The organism is Ferribacterium limneticum (assembly GCF_020510585.1).
Taxonomy (GTDB): Bacteria; Pseudomonadota; Gammaproteobacteria; order Burkholderiales; family Rhodocyclaceae; genus Azonexus.
The window spans coordinates 4213540-4235284 of the sequence record NZ_CP075190.1 but is presented as its reverse complement, the minus strand read 5'-3'; the positions used below and the strand labels follow the sequence as shown (position 1 = coordinate 4235284).

At 61.4% G+C, this 21745-nt stretch carries 21 protein-coding genes; 17 read left to right on the top strand and 4 right to left on the bottom strand.

All coding sequences use genetic code 11. From position 1 onward, the window contains the following. The first annotated feature begins 2 nt into the window (after positions 1-2). From mdcA to KI613_RS20175, 8 genes are read left to right on the top strand one after another with little or no spacing between them, the layout of a single operon-like run. Entirely contained in the window at positions 3-1655 is a 1653-nt protein-coding gene (gene mdcA, locus KI613_RS20210; RefSeq protein WP_226402878.1) for a malonate decarboxylase subunit alpha, read from the top strand. A 5-nt stretch (positions 1656-1660) separates the two neighbouring features. Then, on the top strand, positions 1661-1975 hold the full coding sequence (mdcC, locus tag KI613_RS20205; RefSeq protein WP_226402876.1) for a malonate decarboxylase acyl carrier protein: 315 nt from the start codon (positions 1661-1663) through the stop codon (positions 1973-1975). Beyond that, a complete protein-coding gene (locus KI613_RS20200) occupies positions 1972-2874 on the top strand; it encodes a biotin-independent malonate decarboxylase subunit beta (protein ID WP_226402874.1) in 903 nt (300 codons plus the stop codon). The genes mdcC and KI613_RS20200 overlap by 4 nt, the downstream gene beginning before the upstream one ends. Continuing rightward, a complete protein-coding gene (gene mdcE / locus KI613_RS20195) occupies positions 2871-3593 on the top strand; it encodes a biotin-independent malonate decarboxylase subunit gamma (protein ID WP_226402872.1) in 723 nt (240 codons plus the stop codon). The genes KI613_RS20200 and mdcE overlap by 4 nt, the downstream gene beginning before the upstream one ends. Positions 3594-3597: 4 nt before the next feature. Next, the gene (gene mdcG / locus KI613_RS20190) at positions 3598-4266 is read left to right on the top strand and encodes a malonate decarboxylase holo-[acyl-carrier-protein] synthase (protein ID WP_226402870.1); all 669 of its coding nucleotides are present in this window, start codon (positions 3598-3600) and stop codon (positions 4264-4266) included. Beyond that, entirely contained in the window at positions 4259-5152 is an 894-nt protein-coding gene (gene mdcB, locus KI613_RS20185) for a triphosphoribosyl-dephospho-CoA synthase MdcB (protein ID WP_226402868.1), read from the top strand. Before mdcG ends, mdcB begins: the two co-directional genes overlap by 8 nt. Before the next feature lies 1 nt (position 5153). Beyond that, complete coding sequence (mdcH, locus tag KI613_RS20180; protein WP_226402866.1) at positions 5154-6068, top strand: malonate decarboxylase subunit epsilon; 915 nt, start codon at positions 5154-5156, stop codon at positions 6066-6068. Between the two features lie 42 nt (positions 6069-6110). Next, a complete protein-coding gene (locus KI613_RS20175; RefSeq protein ID WP_404826959.1) occupies positions 6111-6920 on the top strand; it encodes a sulfite exporter TauE/SafE family protein in 810 nt (269 codons plus the stop codon). An 11-nt stretch (positions 6921-6931) separates the two neighbouring features. On the opposite strand, the gene KI613_RS20170 is transcribed toward KI613_RS20175, so the two are convergent. Further along, a complete protein-coding gene (locus tag KI613_RS20170; protein WP_226402864.1) occupies positions 6932-7708 on the bottom strand; it encodes an enoyl-CoA hydratase/isomerase family protein in 777 nt (258 codons plus the stop codon). Positions 7709-7840: 132 nt separating this feature from the next. On the opposite strand from KI613_RS20170, the gene KI613_RS20165 reads away from it, so the two are divergent. The 4 genes from KI613_RS20165 (at position 7841) to KI613_RS21325 (ending at position 11754) form a co-directional block, all read left to right on the top strand. Then, a complete protein-coding gene (locus KI613_RS20165) occupies positions 7841-8161 on the top strand; it encodes a DUF485 domain-containing protein (RefSeq protein ID WP_226402862.1) in 321 nt (106 codons plus the stop codon). Continuing rightward, positions 8161-9834, top strand: a complete 1674-nt coding sequence (locus KI613_RS20160; protein ID WP_226402860.1) for a cation acetate symporter — start codon at positions 8161-8163, stop codon at positions 9832-9834. The genes KI613_RS20165 and KI613_RS20160 overlap by 1 nt, the downstream gene beginning before the upstream one ends. Positions 9835-9977: 143 nt before the next feature. Further along, the gene (locus KI613_RS20155) at positions 9978-10496 is read left to right on the top strand and encodes a PAS domain-containing protein (RefSeq protein ID WP_226402858.1); all 519 of its coding nucleotides are present in this window, start codon (positions 9978-9980) and stop codon (positions 10494-10496) included. Further along, complete coding sequence (locus KI613_RS21325; protein WP_319004080.1) at positions 10471-11754, top strand: methyl-accepting chemotaxis protein; 1284 nt, start codon at positions 10471-10473, stop codon at positions 11752-11754. The genes KI613_RS20155 and KI613_RS21325 overlap by 26 nt, the downstream gene beginning before the upstream one ends. A 23-nt stretch (positions 11755-11777) precedes the next feature. On the opposite strand, the gene KI613_RS20145 is transcribed toward KI613_RS21325, so the two are convergent. Beyond that, positions 11778-12437 (bottom strand): GntR family transcriptional regulator, encoded by a 660-nt coding sequence (locus tag KI613_RS20145; RefSeq protein ID WP_226402856.1) that lies wholly within the window; start codon positions 12435-12437, stop codon positions 11778-11780. A gap of 166 nt (positions 12438-12603) precedes the next feature. Between KI613_RS20145 and scpA the strand changes: the two genes are divergently transcribed. Genes scpA through KI613_RS20125 form a run of 4 tightly spaced genes read left to right on the top strand, consistent with a single transcriptional unit; the run spans position 12604 to position 19369 of the window. Further along, the gene (scpA, locus tag KI613_RS20140) at positions 12604-14754 is read left to right on the top strand and encodes a methylmalonyl-CoA mutase (RefSeq protein ID WP_226402854.1); all 2151 of its coding nucleotides are present in this window, start codon (positions 12604-12606) and stop codon (positions 14752-14754) included. A 7-nt stretch (positions 14755-14761) separates the two neighbouring features. Next, positions 14762-15772 carry a methylmalonyl Co-A mutase-associated GTPase MeaB gene (meaB, locus tag KI613_RS20135; protein ID WP_404826958.1) on the top strand — a complete coding sequence of 337 codons (1011 nt, stop codon included), beginning with the start codon at positions 14762-14764 and terminating at the stop codon, positions 15770-15772. Between the two features lie 27 nt (positions 15773-15799). Then, positions 15800-17335 (top strand): acyl-CoA carboxylase subunit beta, encoded by a 1536-nt coding sequence (locus KI613_RS20130; RefSeq protein WP_226402851.1) that lies wholly within the window; start codon positions 15800-15802, stop codon positions 17333-17335. A gap of 21 nt (positions 17336-17356) precedes the next feature. Beyond that, on the top strand, positions 17357-19369 hold the full coding sequence (locus KI613_RS20125; protein WP_226402849.1) for an acetyl-CoA carboxylase biotin carboxylase subunit: 2013 nt from the start codon (positions 17357-17359) through the stop codon (positions 19367-19369). 66 nt (positions 19370-19435) lie between these two features. Here KI613_RS20125 and KI613_RS20120 read toward each other — a convergent pair whose 3' ends face one another. Then, positions 19436-20971 (bottom strand): hypothetical protein, encoded by a 1536-nt coding sequence (locus KI613_RS20120; RefSeq protein WP_226402847.1) that lies wholly within the window; start codon positions 20969-20971, stop codon positions 19436-19438. 29 nt (positions 20972-21000) lie between these two features. On the opposite strand from KI613_RS20120, the gene KI613_RS20115 reads away from it, so the two are divergent. Beyond that, positions 21001-21261: a hypothetical protein gene (locus tag KI613_RS20115; protein ID WP_226402845.1), complete on the top strand. Its 261-nt coding sequence runs from the start codon at positions 21001-21003 to the stop codon at positions 21259-21261. Between the two features lie 3 nt (positions 21262-21264). Here the strand turns inward: KI613_RS20115 and napF are convergent, their stop codons facing one another. Then, positions 21265-21744, bottom strand: a complete 480-nt coding sequence (napF, locus tag KI613_RS20110; protein WP_226402843.1) for a ferredoxin-type protein NapF — start codon at positions 21742-21744, stop codon at positions 21265-21267. Position 21745 lies beyond the last annotated feature (1 nt).

Sequence of the window (21745 nt, the reverse complement as noted above, 5' to 3'; positions counted from 1 at the left end):
TCATGAACGCACCACTCCCGCGTAACTGGGACACGCTGCGCCAGAGCCGTGGCCGCCGCCTTGAGCGGGCGGCGAGCCTCGGTTTTGGTAAGGAAATTCCGGTCGACCGTATCATCGACCTGCTCGAAGCCGTCATCCAGCCGGGCGACCGCGTCTGTCTGGAAGGCAACAACCAGAAGCAGGCCGATTTCCTCTCCGAGTCCCTGGCCGATTGCAGCCCGGAACGTATCAATCACCTCAGTATGGTCCAGTCAGTCCTGGCTCTTCCGAGCCATGTGGACCTTTTCGAGCGCGGCCTGGCAAACCGCCTCGACTTTTCTTTCAGCGGCCCGCAGGGCGCCCGGCTGGCCAAACTGGTCCAGGAGCAACGTATCGAGATCGGGGCGATTCATACCTATCTCGAACTGTTCGGCCGCTATTTCCTCGACCTGACGCCCAACGTCGCGCTGATTGCGGCGCAAGCCGCCGATGCCGAGGGCAACCTCTACCTCGGGCCGAATACCGAGGACACGCCGGCCATCGTCGAAGCGACCGCGTTCAAGGGCGGCATCGTCATCGCCCAGGTCAATGAGCGGCTGGAAAAACTGCCGCGCGTCGACGTGCCGGCCGACTGGGTCGATTTCACCGTGCTGGCGCCGAAGGCAAACTACATCGAGCCGCTATTCACCCGCGACCCGGCGCAGATTACCGAAGTGCAGGTGCTGATGGCGATGATGGCGATCAAGGGCATCTACGCCGAGTACGGCGTGACGCGTCTGAACCACGGGATCGGCTTCGATACGGCGGCGATCGAGCTGCTGCTGCCGACCTATGCCGCCGATCTCGGTCTGAAAGGCAAGATCTGCACGCACTGGGCGCTCAATCCGCATCCGACGCTGATTCCGGCAATCGAATCCGGCTTCGTCGAATCGGTACATTGCTTCGGTTCGGAAGTTGGCATGGATGCCTACATCTCGGCCCGTTCCGACGTCTTTTTCACTGGCGCCGACGGCAGCATGCGTTCCAACCGGGCCTTCAGCCAGACGGCCGGCCTCTACGCCTGCGACATGTTCATCGGCTCGACCTTGCAGATGGACATGGCCGGCAACAGTTCGACGGCGACGCTGGGCCGCATCACCGGCTTTGGTGGCGCCCCGAACATGGGTTCCGATCCGCACGGCCGGCGTCACGCCAGCCCGGCCTGGCTCAAGGCCGGGCGCGAAGCCTACGGTCCCAATGCCATCCGCGGCCGCAAGCTGGTGGTGCAGATGGTTGAGACCTTCCGCGAGCACATGGCGCCGGTTTTCGTCGAGGAACTTGACGCGTGGAAGCTGCAGAAGTCGATGGGCGCCGAACTGCCGCCGATCATGATCTACGGTGACGACGTCAGCCACATCGTGACCGAGGAAGGCATCGCCAACCTGCTGCTCTGCCGCTCGCCGGAAGAGCGCGAACAGGCGATCCGCGGCGTCGCCGGCTTCACGCCGGTCGGCATGGCGCGCGACAAGGCGATGGTCGAGAACCTGCGCGACCGCGGCATCGTCCGTCGCCCTGAAGACCTTGGCATCGACCCGCGTCAGGCCAGTCGCGACCTGCTGGCCGCCCGCTCCGTCAAGGATCTGGTGCGCTGGTCGGGCGGCCTTTACGCCCCCCCTTCACGCTTCCGCAATTGGTGACCGCCATGGAAACACTCGACTTTCGTTTCGACTCCGCGCCTGCATCCCGGGCGGCCGATCCCGCCTTGTGCGGCGTGGTTGGTTCGGGCAACCTGGAAATTCTGGTCAAGGCCGGCGACCAGCCGACCGCCTGCGCGGTCCGCATTAAGACTTCGGCCCGCGGCTTTGGTGAGACCTGGAAAGCGGTGATCGGCAGCTTTGCCGCTAGCCACCCGGCTGGCGGCACCGTCATCGCCATCAACGACATGGGAGCGACACCCGCCGTCGTCACCTTGCGCCTGGCTCAGGCGCTGGCCGAATATCAAGGAGGCAACCCATGATCGCGTCGCTTGCTTCACGTCACAGTTGGTTTGAGGCGACTGCCCGGGCTCGCCTCACTGGCCTGCTTGACCCCGGCTGTTTCAGCGAAATCCTGCCGCCGGCCGAATCCAACCCCAGCCCGCATCTCGCCTTGCTCGACCTGCCCGGTGCATTTGATGACGGCGTGGTCGTTGGTTACGGTCAACTGGAAAAAAAGCCGATTTTTGCAATCGCCCAGGAAGGCCAGTTCATGGGTGGTGCGGTCGGTGAAATCCACGGCGCCAAGATCGTCGGCCTGCTCCGCCGCGCGGTTAAAGAAAAGCCGGCCGCCGTGCTGTTCCTCATCGATTCCGGCGGCGTTCGTCTGCACGAGGCCAATGCCGGCCTGATCGCCATTTCCGAAATCATGCGCGCCGTGCTCGACGCCCGCGCCGCCGGCGTGCCCGTGCTGGCGCTGGTCGGCGGTAGCTGTGGTGCTTTCGGCGGCATGGGGATCGTTGCCAAACTCTGTTCGGCCATCATCATTTCCGAAGAAGGCCGACTCGCGCTGTCCGGGCCGGAAGTCATCGAAACGGTGGCCGGCGTCGAGGAATTCGATTCGAAAGACCGGGCGCTGGTCTGGCGTGTCACCGGCGGCAAGCATCGCTACCTGATGGGCGATTGCGCGATGCTGGTCGAAGACGACATCGCGGCCTTCCGCAGCGGCACCACGGAGTTTCTCGCCGGCTGGAGCGAGCCCGCCCCGGACGTGGCCACCCTGCGCGCCCGACAACGCGTACTGCAAAACCGCCTCGCCGCCTATGGTGCGCTACGCGACGGCCTGCAGGTCTGGGCCGCGCTCGGTATCGCCGAGCCGGAAAGCGTTCCGCTGCTTGACCGCGACAGCCTGGTCGCCCTGAAGGAAGGATTGCCGACATGAGCCTCAACGACATTCTCGATTGCCTGTTCCCGGCCGGCCACGCGGTCGCCGTGAACAACAAGGTGATTACCGGCGAAGCGACGACGGCGCAAGGCACGGTCGCTGTGCTCGGCACCACCGACGCGGCGGCCATCGATCACGCCATGGCGCTGGCGCTGTCAGGTTTCATTCTCGATACCGTCGAGCAGCACCCCGGTCGGCCGTTGGTCTTTCTCGTCGATACCAGCGGTCAGGCCCTGTCGCGCAGCCAGGAGTTGCTTTGCCTGAACGGCTCGCTGGCCCATCTCGCCCAGTGCGTCGATCTGGCGCGTCGTCAGGGCCACGCCTCGCTCAGCCTGGTGACGGCCAACGCCGTCAGCGGCGGTTTCCTGTCCTTTGGTCTGATGGCCGACCAGGCTTATGCGCTGGCCGATGCCCAGGTCAGGGTCATGGACCTGCGGGCCATGGCGCGGGTGACCAAGATCGCTCACGAACGTCTGGTCGAACTGGCTGCAGACTCGCCGATTTTCGCGCCGGGCGCCGAGAGCTATGTCCGCATGGGCGCTATCGAAACGATCTGGCCGGTACCATCGGCCAGCTTGCTGGAAAATGTGCTGGCTGCCGCACGGCAGGCCGCGCCGGCCAGCGATCAACGCCAGTCAAGCGGGCTCGAGCGTGGTGGCCGCCAACTGGCGGCGGACATCACCAAAACCGTTCAGAACGCCGTGTGCGGAGCCTGAAGGGATGCGTCGCCACGACCTCGTCTATCTGGATCGCGATGCAGCATTCGAGACTCCTTGTGCCGCAACGGGCGATTCATGGTGGCAGGCGGCGCGCGACTGGATCGCCGCTGGCCGGCCGCTGGTTGCCGCCCGCCAGCCGGGCGGTGGCGGGCCGCTGCTGCTCGGTTTGAGCCTGCCGCTGAAACAGCAACGAAAGCGGCTGACCATTCACGTCGACCGCCAGGCGGTGGCCGGAATCGACGCGCCGCTGGCTATCGCGCGCTGTTGTTCGCGGCTGCCGGCGGCCGAGGCCGATGTGCTGTGCCGACTGGCCGAGCGGGCGGCTGCCTGTTCTGCCCGCCTCGGCGTTTTCGGCTCGCTGGCCTGGGAGACGCTGAGCGGCGAGGACTACCGCCACGCCGACTCCGACATCGACCTCATCTGCGATGTCGCGACGCTGGAGCAACTGGACACCATGCTGGCGGCGCTGCAACTGGCAGCTGGCGAATTGCGTTGCCGGCTCGATGGCGAACTCCGCTTTCCGGATGGCGATGCAGTTGCCTGGCGGGAATTTGCTGCACACCGGGAAAATCCCACCGCCCAGGTTCTCGTCAAAGGGCCGCACGAGGTTGGCTTGCGGCCCGTGCAGTCCTTGCTCGTCAGCCTGGACGAGGCTTGCTGCCATGCTTGAACGCATTGTCCCGAGCAATCGTCCTGCCCCGCTGGCCATCCCGGTCGACCGCGCGGCAACCGAGCGTATCGGTCGCCTGGCCATCCGCAGCCTGTACCGCGAAGCGGCGCTGGTGCCCAAGCCCGGCCTGGTCAGCCCGGGTAGCCAGGGCAGCCACCGCGACATGGACTTCAGCACTTTCCTGCGCAGTCTGCAGGCCTTGCGCGCCTATTTTCCCGCCATCGCCGCTTGCGGCCTGCAACGTCCGGGCTTTGCCCGCTTGCGGGTGCTGGGCATCGCGGCCGAAGCCGACATGCTGGCGGCAACCGGTGGCGTCAACACCCATCGCGGGGCGATTTTCAATCTTGGCCTGCTCTGTGCAGCGGCCGGTCGACTGATTGCGGATGGAGAAACGCCTAGCGCCGCGGCGGCTTGTCAGGCCGTCAAAATCAACTGGGCGGCCGACATTCTTGACGGTCTGGCCGTCTTGCCAGCCGCTTCGCAACTGAGCCACGGATTGGAGGTCGCCCGTCGCTATGGCACCGGCGGGGCGCGTCAGGAGGCGGCAAGCGGTTTTCCGGCGGCGCTGGAGATTGGCCTGCCGGCCTATCGAAGCATTCTGGGCGCTACCGGTGACGGCGAACTGGCGGCGGTGCAGGCCTTGTTTGCGCTGATTGCCGAACTCGACGACACCAACCTGCTGTGGCGCGGCGGGCCGACCGGGTTGGCCTGCGGGCGCCGTGCCGCGAGTGAATTTCTGGCGGCCGGCGGCGTCCTCGCCGACGACTGGCGCGAGCATGCGGCGGCCATTGACCGCGATTTCGTGGCGCGCGATCTCAGCCCCGGCGGTAGCGCCGACCTGCTCGGCGTGACGCTCTTTCTCTCCGAACTCGACGGCCGGGACTGAAATGCGCCTCGCCCTCCTTTTCAGCGGTCAGGGTGGCCAGAACTTGGCTCACTGGCAGCAGGTGCAGGCAGGTATCGAAGGTGAATTGGGCCCGGCGATTTTGCAGGCGGTGCCGGGCATCGCAGAGCGGAATGCCACGGTCAACCCGGAAAAACTGGCAAAAAACAAAATTGCCCAACCGCTGATCTTTGCCCAGCAGATGCTGCTCTGGGGCAGTTTGCAGAGTTGCCTGCCGCGACCGATCTGCGCCGCCGGCTATTCGCTGGGCGAAATGGCGGCGTGCAGTGCCGCCGGGGCATTTGGCTCGGTTGAAGGCGTGGCGCTGTGTGCCGAGCGCGCTGCCGAGATGGATGGCGCGGTCAGCGGCGAATACGGCATGCTCGCCGTTCTTGGATTGGATGAGGCGCTAGTGGCAACGCTGGCCGGGGAGGCCGGGCTGGCCGTGGCGATTCGCAATGCACCGCGGCATCTGGTGATTGCCGGGCCACGTGCCGGCATCGTGGCCGTCGCCGGCAAATTCGAGGCGGCAGGGGCGAGCCGGCTGGTTCATCTGGCGGTGCACACGCCTTCGCACACGCCACTGCTGGCCACGGCGGCTGCCAACTTCAAGCAGCGATTGGCTTTGCTGCCCGATCGCCGACTGGCCTTTCCCGTGCTTAGCGCCATCGACGCGACGGTCGCACGTACGGCCCGCCCGGCGCTCGACGCGTTGGCCCGCCAGATTTGCACGCCGCTCGATTGGGCAGCCTGTCTGCAAACGGTACGCGAGATGCAACCCGATGCCGTGCTCGAAATCGGCCCCGGCAACGCGCTGGCCAAGTTGTTTGGCGAACTGGCCCCGGAGATACCGGTCCGGGCCTGCGATGATTTTCGCAGCATCGACGGCATCGTTCGCTGGCTCGACACCGGCCACTGATAAAGTTCGGCGCTTGCCAATATTGTCGCTGCCTCCATCCTCGTGATCCCTTTTGATGTCATTCCGGCATATCTGCTGACCGGCGCCGTGGCCGGTTTTTTTGCCGGGCTGCTTGGCGTGGGCGGTGGTGTCGTGGTCGTCCCCTTGCTGACGATCCTCTTTGCCCGACAGGGTTTTCCAGCCAACGAGGTTTTGCATCTGGCGCTCGGTACGTCAATCGCGACCATCCTGTTCACCGCCCTCTCCAGCCTGCGTGCGCATCACGCCCATCGCGCCGTATTGTGGCCGGTGATGCGCGACCTGACGCCGGGCATCCTGATCGGAGCGTTGTTTGGGGCCATGCTGGCGGCGCACATTTCGTCGCGAGCACTATCGATTTTCTTCGTCGGCTTCATGCTGTTTGTTGCCGTGCAAATGATCGCCAACCTGCGTCCGAAGCCGAGCCGCAACCTGCCGGGGCGGCTTGGTCTGGGCATCGCCGGCACGGTCATCGGCGGCGTGGCCAGTCTCGCCGCGATGGGCGGCGGGGCGCTCACCGTACCTTATCTTGTCTGGTGCAACGTCCGGCCACATCAGGCAATCGGCACCTCGGCAGCGGTCGGCTTGCCGATCGCCATCGCCGGCACCCTCGGCTATATCTGGAGCGGCTGGGGGCATCCCGGCTTGCCTGCCGGCAGCCTGGGCTTTGTTTACCTGCCGGCGCTCGGTGTCATCCTGCTCGCCAGCGTTTTGGCCGCACCGCTCGGCGCCCGCCTCGCCCATCGTCTACCGGTAGTCGTGCTCAAGCGGATTTTCGCCGGCCTGCTGCTGGTGCTGTCGGGCAAGATGCTGTGGAGCCTCTACGGGAGCTAACCGGAGATCGTTCAGCGCGCCTTGAACGCTGGTTTGCGTTTTTCCAGAAAGGCGGCCAGTCCTTCGCGGTAATCCTCGGTGTCGAGGAAGGCGAACGAGGCGGCCTTTTCCTCGTCGCTCAACGGTTTCCCATCGAGTAGCCGGCGTATCCACTGTTTGTGCCAGCCGGCGACCAGTGGCGCCCCGGCGCAGATGCGTTTGGCCGTGGCGTAGGCTTCGTTTTCGGTTTCGCCATCGGCGACGACGCGCGTCACCAGCCCTTTGGCGTAGGCCTCGGCGGAAGTCAGGATGCGGCCTTCGAGCAGGATTTCCTTCATGACGGCCGGCCCGGCCAGTCGCAACAATCCCTCCATCTCGCCGGGGTACATCGAAAAGCCCAAGCGATTGATCGGCGCGCCAAAACGGGCCGACTCGCCACAGATCCGAAAGTCGCAGACGCCGGCGATTTCCAGTCCGCCGCCGATGCAGGCGCCCTGAATCAGCGCCACCGTCGGATGTGGACAATTGTCGATGGCCTGCAGCGCCAGGGCGACCTGGCCGTGGTAGTGCAGAGCCTGTTCCAGTGTCGCCCGATCGGTGACAAATTCCTCGAGATCGCCACCGGCGGCGAAAGCATCGCTGCCGGCGCCGCGCAGCACGACGCAACGAATGCTGCGGTCAACACTGATTTCAGCCATTTTCTGGGCCAGCTGATTCCACATCCCGAGGTCGATGGCGTTGAGCTTGCCTGGGTTGTTGAGGGTCAGGGTGGCGACTTCGTTTTCGCAAAAAAAATCAATGGTGCTCATGGGTTATCTCGAATGACCATAAAAATATTGTGGAATTAATCGATCCAGATCAAAGGCAACGGGTCTTATATAAGATAGAATATTGCGGCTTTTTCGTCGGTAATTATTAATTAAAAGTTAGGAGATCAAGCCATGAGCAGCGCTATGTATGAGCGGATGCGGGCCAATCCGAAGTTTCAGGAGCTCGTTTCAAGACGGGGACGTTTTGCCTGGACGTTGGCTTTTGTCGTATTAACCATGTTTTACGGCTTTGTGATGGTAGTCGCCTTCAACCCGGCGGCACTCGGCCAACCGGTCTCGGAAGGTTCGATGTTGACGGTGGGTGTGGCCGTTGAGCTATTCATGTTTATTTTCTTCTGGTCGCTGACGGCAGTTTACGTCAAACGCGCCAATTCGGAATTTGACGCCCTGACGCAGGAAATCGTCAAGGACGCCTGGAAGGAGAACAAGTAATGCGACGTCTGACACAATTCGGTTCTGCGCTCGGGCTCCTCGCCGTTGCCGCCATGGCATTTGCCGGCGGCCCGCTCGAAGGCGTGACGGAAAAGCAGGCCACCAACTGGCACGCCATCATCATGTTCTGCCTGTTTGTCTGCATGACCATGGGCATTACCTACTGGGCCTCCAGCCGGACCAAGTCGACTGCCGACTTCTATACGGCCGGTGGCGGCATCACAGGCTTCCAGAACGGTCTGGCCATTGCCGGTGACTACATGTCGGCCGCCACGCTGCTCGGTCTGACCGCCATGGTTTACGGCCAGGGCTACGACGGCTACATCTACATGCTGGCCTTCTTCGCCGGCTGGCCGATCATCCTGTTCCTGATGGCCGAACGCCTGCGCAATCTGGGCAAGTTCACCTTCTCCGACATTACCGCCTATCGCCTCGACCAGGGCAAGGTGCGCACCATGGCCGCGATTTCCTCGCTGACGGTGGTCTGCTTCTACCTGATCGCCCAGATGGTCGGTGCCGGTCAGCTGATCAAGCTGCTCTTCGGTCTGGACTACAACGTCGCCATCTTTGCCGTCGGCATCCTGATGATGGTGTATGTCACTTTCGGCGGCATGGTCGCCACGACCTGGGTGCAGATCATCAAGGCCTGCATGCTACTGGCTGGCGGTACGCTGGTCATGTTCCTGGCCTTCAGCCAGTTCGGCTTCTCCTTCCAGACCTTGTTGGAAAAGGCGACGGCGGTTCATAAGCTGGGACCCAAGCTGATGTATCCGGGTAGCCTGCTGGCCGATCCGGTCACCGCCATCTCCCTGGGCCTTGGCCTGATGTTCGGTACGGCTGGCTTGCCGCACATCCTGATGCGCTTCTTCACCGTGACCGATGCCAAGGAAGCCCGTAAGTCGGTGCTTTACGCTTCCGGTTTCGTGGCCTACTTCTTCAACGTCATCTTCATCATGGGCCTGTGCGGCATCATCATCGTTGGTCAGAACCCGGAGTTCTTCGAAGGCGGCACGATAGGCGGCAAGATGATTGGCGGCGGCAATATGGTCGCCATGCACCTCTCCAAAGCTGTTGGTGGTGACATGCTGCTTGGTTTCCTGGCGGCAGTGGCCTTCGCCACCATTCTCGCCGTGGTGTCAGGCTTGGCGCTGGCTGGTGCATCGGCCATCTCGCATGACCTCTATGCCCGAGTGATCAAGAAAGGCACGGCTTCGGAAGCTTCCGAAATCCGCGTCTCGAAGATTGCCACCATCTGCCTCGGCTTCGTTGCCATCATCCTCGGCATCCTGTTCGAGAAGCAGAACATCGCCTTCATGGTCGGTCTGGCCTTCGGGGTGGCGGCTGCGGCCAACTTCCCGGTGCTCATCCTCTCCATGTACTGGAAGGGCCTGACGACCCGCGGCGCACTGTTTGGCGGCTACGGCGGCCTGGTTTCTGCCGTGCTCTTCGTGGTCTTCTCGAAATCGGTGTGGGTCGATGTGCTGCACAACGCTGCGCCACTCTTCCCCTACACCCAGCCAGCCTTGTTCGCGATGCCGATCGCTTTCTTCCTTGCCTACATTTTCTCGAAGACTGATTCGAGCGTGCGTGCCGGCCTGGAAATCGAGGCGTTTGAAGACCAGTATGTCCGTGCCCAGACGGGCTACGGCGCTGCTTCAGCCAGTAATCACTAAGCATTCGACGTACAAACCAAACCCTGACGGCGAAAGTCGTCAGGGTTTTTTATTGATTTTGTTTTTGGTGGTTTCAGTTTTTAATGTAGTAAATTTGCTGACTCAACCGGTAGTCCACATATCTTCCATCGGGAGAAAGCGGGATGAAGCGACAAATCCAACCAAGCGCTATTGAGCGCATGATGCGAGAGGGTGATTTCATTGTCTCCAAGACAAATCCCAAGGGCATCATCACCTATGGCAACCCAACATTCATCGAGTTCTCCGGATATTCCGAAGAAGAGCTTCTAGGTTCGCAGCACAATATTGTTCGCCATCCGGATATGCCGCGTGCCGCCTTTCAGCTGGCTTGGGACACTATTCAATCAGGCAAGGAGTTTTTTGGTTATGTGAAGAACATGGCCAAGGATGGCAGCTTCTACTGGGTGTTTACTCATATCACCCCGGATTTTGATCCACAGCACAATATCATCGGCTATACCTCGGTTCGGCGTTGTCCGAAGCGCGATGCGGTTAGCAAGGTCGAACCGGTCTATCGCCAGATGCTTCAGGCTGAACAGGGTGCCGGTGCCCGTGATGCCATTGCTGCCGGCACCAAGGTATTGCTTGATTTGTTGAATCAGACAGGAATGAGTTATGAAGAACTCGTCTTTTCCCTTTAGGCGCCTATTGCTGGCCTTGCTCATTGCGGGTGGCGCCGGAGCGGCATTCATTGCGCCCTGGGCGCCGGCAGTGTTGCTGATTCCGGCGCTCTTTGTTTTGCTTTGGCCGGATACTGTCGGGCAGGCGCCGCTATTTGAGCTGGATCGCTTGCTTGATCAGGTTGGGCAGGGGCAGTTGGTTGGGCGCTTGCCCCGCGAGTTTGAGACGCCAAGGCTGGAGGCAATTCGGGTTAATCTCAATTCAGTGCTTGATCAAACAGAAACCTCTTTCCGGGAAATACTGGGTGCACTGAGCGCTTCTTCTGAAAGCCGTTATTGGCGCCGTCTACAGACTACCGGACTGCACGGTGCTTTCAAGAATGTGCTCGAAGAAATGCAGGTGCTACTCGATCGATGGGGTGCCGCACAGGAGTCAATTGCCCGGGAAGCCCTGCTCTCGGAGATATTTTTGCGCTCGGAGCGCGGACTTTCGTTGGCGATTGACCATGTCGGGGCGGCGCTCAGTGAAGTCGGCGGGCATTCGGAAAACACCCAGACGCTGGCCGGCGACTTTGCCAGTTCAGCCAGTGACATGGCCGATGCTGCCAACCGCATGTCCGGCGCACTGGGCGGCGCTCAGGCTTCGGCCGAAAACAGTGTCCTTGCCCTGGCTGACTTGAACGTCAAAGCCGCCGCGATCCGCCAGTTGACCGGACAGATTGATGCCATCGCCAAGCAGACCAATTTGCTGGCTCTCAACGCGGCGATTGAGGCTGCGCGGGCCGGTGAAGCGGGGCGGGGCTTTGCGGTTGTCGCTGATGAGGTGCGCAAACTGGCTGACCAGTCCCAGCGGGCGGCAGAGGAAATTGCGGCTGCCATTTCCGCAGTTTCTGGTTCGATGGAAGGTGTCACCACCCGGATTGCCTCGCTGAATGATTCCGTTTCCGAAGCGCGGACAACGGCGAATGAATTCAGCCAGAAACTAACCTTTTCGGCCTCGTCAGCTGTCAAGGTCAGGGATTTGTCGGTGACGATCGGCAGCGGGGCTGCGTCGATGAGTGACTCGATGCGACTGGTCGCCTTGGCCCAGAAGGCCCGCGCTGACGTCACGGCCATCCTGCACGGTGAAGAAATTGATATCGATAACGTCCCGGACATTGAGCGGGAGGCGATAGCAGCCGTCAAGGGGCGTCAGTGGATGAAGGGAAATGCGGACCGCGATGCCCTGATCGATATCTACGACCGATTGTTCGCCAACATCGAAGGCCAGATGCGCTAGGGCATCGTGTCGTAACGAGAGGCCTAGCTGGACGCACCGTCCCGAATCTTGGCCAATGCTTCGCGGCCGGACAGCAGGTGGTCGTGCATCAATTTTTCAGCCTTGACGGCATCACCTGCCTGGAGCGCGGCCATGATCAGGCGATGCTCGTCCAGCGACTGTTGAAGGCGGCCCTCGAGTGATAGCGAGTGTAGTCGAGAGAGCTTTAATACCTTGCGCAGATCCTGAATGACCGACAGCAACCAGCGGTTGCCAGATAGTTCCTGGATTTTTTTGTGGAATTCCTGATTCGACTCGAAGAAGGCATCAATCCGCCCCTCGCGGGCAGCCGCCTCAAGCTGCTCATGAATACTTTTCAGTGCCGAGATGTCGGCAGGTTTTGCCCGCTTGACCGCTTCTGCCGCACAGCGCCCTTCCAGCATGGCCATCAGCGGGAATATGTCGTCCGTATCCTGTCGGGAAATTTCGGTGACGTAGCAACCACGGCGAGGTCTGAGATCGACCAATCCTTCCGAGGCCAGAACCTTGAGTGCCTCGCGCAAAGGCGTACGTGAAATACCGTATTCTTCGGCGAGTTTCTGCTCGTCGATCCAGGTACCCGGGGTCAGCTCATGTGCGAAGATGCGTTGGCGCAGTCGTTCGGCCACTTCCTGATAGAGCGCGGTAGGTGCGATACGTGTCATGGTTTTGGTGTTGTGTGAATGAGCCGATCGGAACTTGGCCGACTTGCTTCTATAATTATGGATAAAGTATTATGTGAGGCTTGGTATGTCAAGCTGGGCTCAACGGCGTAGAATTTTGAATTCTGCATCATAAGCCCGAAAAAATCGAATCAGCGAGGGGTGTGTCATGTCTGAAAAGTTCTTTGATTCCAATAACCTGGATGCTTGGGAAAAAGCGGCAGCCAAACAGTCGCCTGGTGGCGATATAGGGAATCTGGTCTGGAATACCCCTGAAGGTTTAGCCGTCAAGGCACTGTATACCAAGGCTGATGTTGCTGGTCTTGAGTTTGCCGACACCCTGCCTGGCTTCGCGCCCTACCTGCGGGGCCCGCAGCCGACGATGTATGCCGTCAAGCCGTGGACCATCCGCCAATACGCCGGTTTCTCTACCGCCGAAGCCTCCAATGCTTTCTACCGCAAGGCGCTGGCTGCTGGCGGTCAGGGTGTTTCCGTCGCTTTTGACTTGGCGACGCACCGCGGTTACGACTCCGATAACGCCCGCGTCACCGGTGACGTCGGCAAGGCCGGCGTGGCGATCGACTCCGTTGAGGACATGAAGATCCTCTTCGACAGCATTCCGCTCGACAAGATTTCCGTTTCGATGACGATGAACGGCGCCGTGCTGCCGATTCTCGCCGGCTACATCGTCGCCGCCGAAGAACAGGGCGTGCCGCAGGACAAACTGTCCGGCACCATCCAGAACGACATTCTCAAAGAATTCATGGTGCGGAATACCTATATTTATCCGCCCAAGCCGTCGATGAAAATCATCGCCGACATTTTCGGCTACACGGCGCAGCACATGCCGAAGTTCAACTCGATCTCGATTTCCGGCTATCACATCCAGGAAGCCGGGGCCAACCAGGCCATCGAACTGGCCTTCACGCTGGCCGACGGCATGGAATACGTCCGTACCGGCGTCGCTTCGGGCATGGACGTCGATACCTTCGCTGGCCGCCTGTCATTCTTCTGGGCGGTGGGCATGAATTTCTACCTCGAAATCGCCAAGATGCGCGCCGGCCGCCTGTTATGGGACCGCATCATGACCGGCTTCAACGCCAAGAGCGCCAAGTCGAAGATGCTGCGCACGCACAGCCAGACTTCCGGCTGGTCGCTGACCGAGCAGGACCCGTACAACAACGTCGTGCGCACCACCATCGAAGCGATGGCGGCCGTCTTCGGCGGTACCCAGTCGCTGCATACCAATGCGCTCGACGAAGCGATTGCGCTGCCGACCGAGTTCTCGTCGCGCATCGCCCGCAACACGCAGCTGATCATCCAGGAAGAAACCCACATCACCAATGTCGTCGATCCGTGGGCCGGTTCCTACATGATGGAAAAACTGACCCAGGACATGGCCGACAAGGCTTGGGGCATCATCGAGGAAATCGAGGCGATGGGCGGCATGACCAAGGCTGTCGAATCGGGCTGGGCCAAGATGCAGGTTGAAACCTGTGCGGCCGACAAGCAGGCGCGTATCGACTCCGGCAAGGACGTCATCGTCGGCGTCAACAAGTACAAGCTGGCCAAGGAAGACGCCATCGACATTCTCGATATCGACAACCACGCCGTACGTGATTCGCAGATTGCCCGCCTCAAGCAAATTCGTGCGACGCGCGACAGTGCTGCGGTCAACGCTGCGCTGGAAGCACTCACCAAGGCCGCCGAAACCGGCGAAGGCAACCTGCTCGATCTGACCGTCAAGGCCATGCGCCTGCGCGCCACGGTTGGCGAAGTGTCCGATGCGCTGGAAAAGATATTCGGTCGTTTCCGCGCCAATAACCAGACCATTTCGGGTGTGTACGGAGGCGTTGTGGAAGGTCAGGAAAGCTGGGAAAAGATCAAGGCCGATGTTGCCAAGTTCGCCGAAGAAGAAGGCCGTCGCCCGCGCATCATGATCGCCAAACTCGGCCAGGATGGCCATGACCGCGGCGCCAAGGTGGTGGCTACCGCCTACGCCGACCTCGGGTTCGACATCGACATGGGCCCGCTCTTTCAGACGCCGGAAGAAGCTGCCCGTCAGGCCATCGAAAACGACGTGCATGCGGTGGGCGTTTCGTCGCTGGCGGCCGGTCACAAGACCTTGCTGCCGCAACTGGTCAAGGCGCTCAAGGATCAGGGCGGTGACGACATCATCGTTTTCGCCGGTGGCGTGATTCCGGCTCAGGACTACGATTATTTGTACAACGCAGGCGCCAAGGCCATTTTCGGACCGGGTACGCGGATCGAGGATTCGGCCATCAAGGTGATCGAAGAAATTCGCAAGGCGCGCGGCTAATCCACGGATGAATCTGGGCGAAGTTCCCGTGCGTGCCAATATTCTGTCTGCCGCCGACCAGTTGCTGGTCGACGGCGTGCTGGCCGGTCAGCGCCGTGCGCTGGCCAAGGCCATCACGCTGATCGAATCGACGCGTCCCGACCATCAGCAGCGAGCCCAGCAGGTGCTGAACGCTGTATTGCCGCACACCGGCAAGGCAATTCGCATCGGCATTTCCGGCGTGCCGGGGGCGGGCAAGTCTACGTTCATCGAGGCGCTTGGTGTCTGGTTGATCGAACAGGGCAAGAAGCTGGCTGTTTTGGCAGTTGACCCGTCGTCTTCGGTGTCGGGTGGCTCCATCCTCGGTGACAAGACGCGCATGGAGTTGCTCAGCCAGCGCGAGGAAGCCTTCATCCGGCCCAGTCCGTCATCGGGTTCGCTCGGTGGTGTGGCCGAAAAGTCACGCGAGGCGATGCTGCTCTGCGAAGCTTCTGGCTACGACGTGATCATCATCGAGACCGTCGGTGTCGGCCAGTCGGAAACGACGGTGGCCGGCATGGTCGACATGTTCTGCCTACTGCAGTTGCCGAACGCCGGCGACGACCTGCAGGCGATCAAGAAGGGTATTGTCGAGATCGCCGACATGGTGATCATCAATAAGGCCGATATCGACCGTCAGGCCACCGCCGTGGTCCGCGCCCAGTGGCGCAACGCCCTGCACATGCTTCGTCCGGCCTCGCCGAACTGGGCGCCGCCGGTCATCACGCTGTCCGCCTTGCACAAGGAAGGCATTGCCGATTTCTGGGAACAGGTCGAGAAGTACCAGGCGGCGTTGAAGCCGACCGGCGAATTCGACGCCAAGCGCCAGCATCAGACGCTGAGCTGGATGTGGCAGCTGATCGATTCCGGGCTACGTCAGTATTTCCGTCATCACCCGCGAGTGCAGGAGAACCTGCCCGCCTTCACCCGATCCGTCGAGGAGGGCCATACGACCCCGGCTGCTGCCGCGTATGCGCTGCTCGACTATCTGAAACACTAATCACCCGATCCATTTAGGGAGTTTTCTATGCACGACATCATCCGCCAGCTGGAAAAAAAGCGCGAAATGGCCCGCCTCGGCGGTGGCCAGAAGCGTATCGACAGCCAGCATAAAAAGGGCAAGCTGAGCGCCCGCGAACGTATCGAGCTGTTGCTCGACCCGGATTCCTTCGAGGAATGGGACATGTTCAAGGAGCACCGCTGTACCGATTTCGGTATGGATCAGGCCGAGAAGATTCCCGGTGACGGTGTCGTGATTGGTTACGGTACGGTCAACGGCCGTCTGGTCTTCGTTTTCTCGCAGGACTTCACCGTTTTCGGTGGTTCGCTATCGGAAACCCACGCCGAGAAGATCTGCAAGGTGATGGATCAGGCCATGAAGGTTGGTGCTCCGGTGATCGGCCTCAACGACTCGGGCGGTGCGCGGATTCAGGAAGGTGTTGCTTCCCTCGGTGGCTATGCCGACGTATTCCAGCGCAACGTGATGGCCTCCGGCGTCGTGCCGCAGATTTCGATGATCATGGGCCCCTGTGCTGGTGGCGCGGTGTACTCGCCGTCGATGACTGACTTCATTTTCATGGTCAAGGACTCGTCCTACATGTTCGTGACCGGTCCGGAAGTCGTCAAGACCGTCACCCACGAAGACGTGACCGCCGAAGAACTGGGCGGTGCGGTGACCCACACGAGCAAATCCGGCGTCGCCGATCTGGCCTTCGAGAATGATGTCGAAGCCCTCTCCATGCTGCGTCGCTTCATGAATTTCCTGCCGGCCAACAACCGCGAAAAGCCGCCGGTGACGCCGACCAACGATCCGGTCGATCGCATGGACTACTCGCTCGACACGCTGGTGCCGGATAACGCCAACAAGGCGTACGACATGAAGGAACTGATCGTCAAAGTGGTCGACGACAATGACTTCTTCGAGCTGCAGGCCGATTACGCCAAGAACATCATCATCGGCTTCGGCCGCATGGATGGCCATCCGGTTGGCATCGTCGCCAACCAGCCGCTGGTGCTGGCCGGCTGCCTCGATATCAAGTCGTCGATCAAGGCGGCCCGCTTCGTCCGCTTCTGCGACGCCTTCAATATTCCGGTCGTTACCTTCGTCGATGTCCCGGGCTTCATGCCGGGCACGACGCAGGAATACGGCGGCATCATCAAGCATGGCGCCAAGCTGCTTTACGCCTACGCCGAATGTACCGTGCCGAAGGTCACCATCATTACCCGCAAGGCCTACGGTGGCGCCTACGACGTGATGTCGTCCAAGCACTTGCGCGGCGACGTCAATATCGCCTGGCCTTCGGCAGAAATCGCGGTCATGGGCCCGAAGGGCGCCGTGGAAATCATTTTCCGCGAGGAGAAGAACGATCCGGCCAAGTTGGCCGAACGCGAAGCCGAATACAAGGCCAAGTTCGCCAACCCGTTCGTGGCTGGCGCCCGTGGCTTCATCGACGACGTCATCATGCCGCATGCCACCCGCAAGCGTATCGCCCGCTCGCTGGCCATGCTGCGCGACAAGAAACTCGACAACCCGTGGCGCAAGCACGGCAACATTCCTCTGTAAGCGTCAGGGAGAAAAAGGAATATGTTCACTAAGATTCTGATCGCAAACCGCGGCGAAATTGCCTGCCGTGTCATCAAGACCGCCCGCAAGATGGGCATCAAGACCGTCGCCGTCTATTCCGAAGCCGACAAGGATGCGCTGCACGTCGAACTCGCCGACGAAGCCGTCTGCATCGGCCCGGCCGCCTCGAAAGAGTCGTATCTGGTCATGGACAAGATCATCGCTGCCTGCAAGCAGACCGGTGCTCAGGCAGTCCACCCGGGTTACGGCTTCCTGTCCGAAAACGCCACGTTCTCGCGTCGTCTGGAAGAAGAAGGCATCAAGTTCATCGGCCCGAAGCATTATTCGGTGGCCAAGATGGGCGACAAGATCGAGTCCAAGAAGCTGGCCATTGCTGCCAACGTCAACACCATCCCGGGTTACAACGAAGCGATCGCCGGTCCGGACGAAGCCGTCAAGATCGCCCAGGGCATCGGCTATCCGGTGATGATCAAGGCTTCCGCCGGCGGCGGCGGCAAGGGTCTGCGCGTTGCCTTCAATGACGCCGAAGCTCACGAAGGTTTTTCGTCCTGCGTCAACGAGGCGCGCAACTCTTTTGGCGACGACCGCGTCTTCATCGAAAAGTACGTGCTTGAGCCGCGTCACATCGAAATCCAGGTGCTGGGCGATTCGCACGGCAACTACGTGTACCTGAACGAGCGTGATTGCTCTATCCAGCGTCGTCACCAGAAGGTCATCGAAGAGGCGCCGAGCCCCTTCGTTGATCCGGCCATGCGCAAGGCGATGGGCGAGCAGGCAGTGGCTTTGGCCCGCGCGGTGGACTATGAGTCGGCCGGTACGGTCGAGTTCGTCGTTTCCGGCGCGACCAAGGAATTTTACTTCCTGGAAATGAATACCCGCCTGCAGGTGGAGCATCCGGTTACTGAACTGATTACCGGCCTCGACCTCGTCGAGCAGATGATCCGTGTTGCCTACGGCGAGAAGCTGCCACTGAGCCAAGCCGACGTGACGATCGACGGCTGGGCCATGGAGTGCCGGATCAACGCCGAAGACCCGTTCCGCGGCTTCTTGCCGTCGACTGGCCGTCTGGTGAAGTTCCAGCCGCCCAAGGAAACCAGCGATGCCAGTGGCACTACCCGTGTCGATACCGGTGTTTACGATGGTGGCGAGATTTCGATGTTCTACGACTCGATGATCGCCAAGCTGATTGTGCACGGCAAGGACCGCAATGCCGCCATCACCCGCATGCGTGATGCACTGAACGGCTTCGTGATCCGCGGCATTTCCTCGAATATCCCGTTCCAGGCCGCGTTGATGCAGCACCCGGTATTCCATTCCGGCATCTTCGACACTGGTTTCATCCCCAAGCACTACCCGACGGGTTTCGATGCCTCGATGGTCCCGCACGATGATCCGGCCTTGCTGGTTTCGGTGGCTGCCTATGTCTACCGTGCCTTCACCGACCGCTCCGCTTCCATCTCCGGCCAGTTGCAGGGCCACGAGCGTTTGGTCAGCGACAACTGGATGGTCGTTCGCCTCGATGCCGCCGGCAATCAGCATCATCCGGTCACGGCATGTCTGGTCGATGGTGGCTATGACATCGAGTACGGCGGTCAGCACTACGAACTGCGCTCTTCCTGGAAACTCGGCGAGTCGCTGTTCGTCGGCACCTGCAATGGCCAGGAGTTCACGCTCCAGGTCGAGCGGCACAAGACGAAATACTCGCTGTTCCACTGGGGTACCCGCGCCGATTTCATGGTGATGAGCGCCCGCGCTGCCGAATTGCTGTCGCTGATGCCTGAAAAACAGGCGCCCGACCTCTCGAAGTTCCTGATCTCGCCGATGCCGGGCCTGTTGCGCGAAGTGGCGGTGACGGTCGGTCAGGAAGTGAAGGCCGGCGAAAAGCTCGCCGTCATCGAGGCCATGAAGATGGAAAACATCCTCAAGGCTGACCAGGACTGCAAGGTCAAGAAGATTTCAGCGGCCGCCGGCGAAAGCCTGACGGTCGATCAGGTCATCATCGAGTTCGAGTGATTTGATTTTTGGCCGTTTTTTACGGTTGACTGTAGCATTCAAGGCCCGCCAACCGGCGGGCCTTTTTCATTGCTTGGTGATCGCGTAACGGACGAAATCGACGCCGCGTTCGAGCACTTCGGTCGGCATCAGGTGGCTGACCGAGGCTCCCTCCAGCGTAACGCCGGTATCGAGCCGGATACCGGCCATACTCGGGACGATCAACGAACAGTCGTCCCCGTCATGGAGCAGGAATACGGGCACCACGGCGTTCGTCTGGCCCGGCGCAGCTGGACGGGCCAGACGGCCGGCCTCGATGCGTTCGTCGTACCACTGGAGATCGGCAGCCAGCGCGCCGCCGGGAATGCTTTGCAGTCCGACCATGACCCCAAGTCGTGGGTTGCCAAGCGAGGCCGAGGCGATCAGGCAGGGCGACTGGCGGCGGGCGCCCTTGCGGTCGGCCGGGCGGATGGCCTTGCCGTCCACCAGCAGCCAGTTTTCACCGGGAACATTGAGTTTCTTGACGGCGGTCGGCATCGTCGATACGCGGTCGAAACCGAACATGGCCGTGCGCTGATGGGCCAGCGATGCGCTGCTGGCATCGAGCGATCCGCTCGGCACGATCATTTCGCCGGTAAAGGCGGCATAGGCATATTCAGCCCCGAAGGCGAGTTCGATTTCGCCAATTTCCGTGCTCCGGTGCTGGCCGTGGGATTCAAGGCTGGCTTCGATGTCGCGCAACAGGCGGATGCAGGCCGCCGGCGACAGCTCTCGGCCAAGTTTCAGGGCCTCCGGTGATTCGCCTTCCTTGAGCGCGGCAATTCGCTGGTTGATCTTGCGGGTCACCCGGGGGACTTCGAGCCAGCGCGGGATGCCCTCCGGCAAGGTGGCGCCAAACAGTGGCCCGAGATCGACGGAGTGGCCTCGCGGGTCATCGTCCGGCATGGTCTGGAATCCGGCCAGCTCGCGCCAGCGGCTGAGCGCCCGGTTGGCGACGGCGAGCTGGGCGGCCGACAGTCGATACGGGTCGATCAGGCGCAGCATGAAAGCCCAGGCCAGATGGCCGGCGATGGTGGTATCGACAAGGTGGGGGAAGTCCGGATCGGGCAGGGAATGGCGCAACAGGCCATCTCTTTCGGCCTGATCGAGAATGGCGAAGAGTATTTGATCGAGCAGGGCCGGACATTCCCGGGCGGCCAGGAAATGGCAGTATTCAGCCATCCGGATGGCACAGGCCGCCCGGTGCAGCAGTTTGCCTTTTTCGGCCGGGGCGAAATGCGGGGCCAGGCGGAGATAGGATGTACCCAGGCGCAGCCAGAGGCGTTGGGCGACGTCGAAAGCGCGCTGGTCGTCGTCGAGCATGGGCAGTGCCTTGCGCACATAGCGCGGCTCGATGGTTTCCTGGCCGGGCACGGAGGCGGTGCGCAAGAGGTTGAGCAGTTCGACGGCCAGTGCCGGCGCAAGCGTCGACGCCTCAATGGCCTCGATCTGCAGGCTGATGGCGGCCAGCATGTGCATGGGCTGGGCTTGCGGCTGGCTGGCCAGCCAGGTTTTTGCCGATGCCAGGTCGTGAAAGGCCTGAGCAATGTTCTTGCGTGGTTCGGGCAATGTTAACCAATGCATGGTCGTTCCTTACGGGGTATGCTTGAACGATGAGCGGATTTGAACATTATGATCGCGAATTGCGGGATCTTGATAGCGAGATTCACCGGTACGCTGCTGTCTGTCGTGTCAATCTGGCCAATCGCCACGAAATTGATGCTTGTTTGCGCAATCATCACGATACCTGGGCCGAAGACAAGGCGCGTGAGTCCTTGCAGGGCTTGCTGATCCTCCGCATCAAGCTGGAGGCGGAGATGTTGGCGCTTGGCTTTTCACCGCCACCACTGGTGCCGCCCGCCTCCGCGCAGTGACCGCTAGCGAACGCTGATTGCAGTGACCGGGCAAGGCGCGACGCAGGCGCCGCAGCCGGTGCATTTGTCGGGTTCGATCTCAGGCAGCGGGCTGCCACCCAGGCGCGGCGCAAAATGGATGGCGCGGGCATCGCAGAAGTCGCCGCAGACGCGGCATTCGACACCCTGACGGGGCAAACAGTCTTCGCCGATGGCCGCCTTGTAGGGCCAGGCGGCTTGCTCGGTATTCCGACGCAACAAGGCCTTGGGCTGGCAACGGGTCGCGCAGTCGCCGCAGAAGGTGCATTCGCCAAGGCTGAAATCAACGGTTGGATAACCGCCGTCACCGACGACCAGAATCTGTGTCGGGCAGGCTTTGAGGCAGTCATTGCAGCGCGTGCAGCGGTCGATGAATTCCGCTTCCGGGAGCGCCCAGGGCGGGCGAATTTCAGCCCTCGGGCGCGGTCGACCGCGGAAGAAGCCGCGCCGGGACAGGTCGACCATG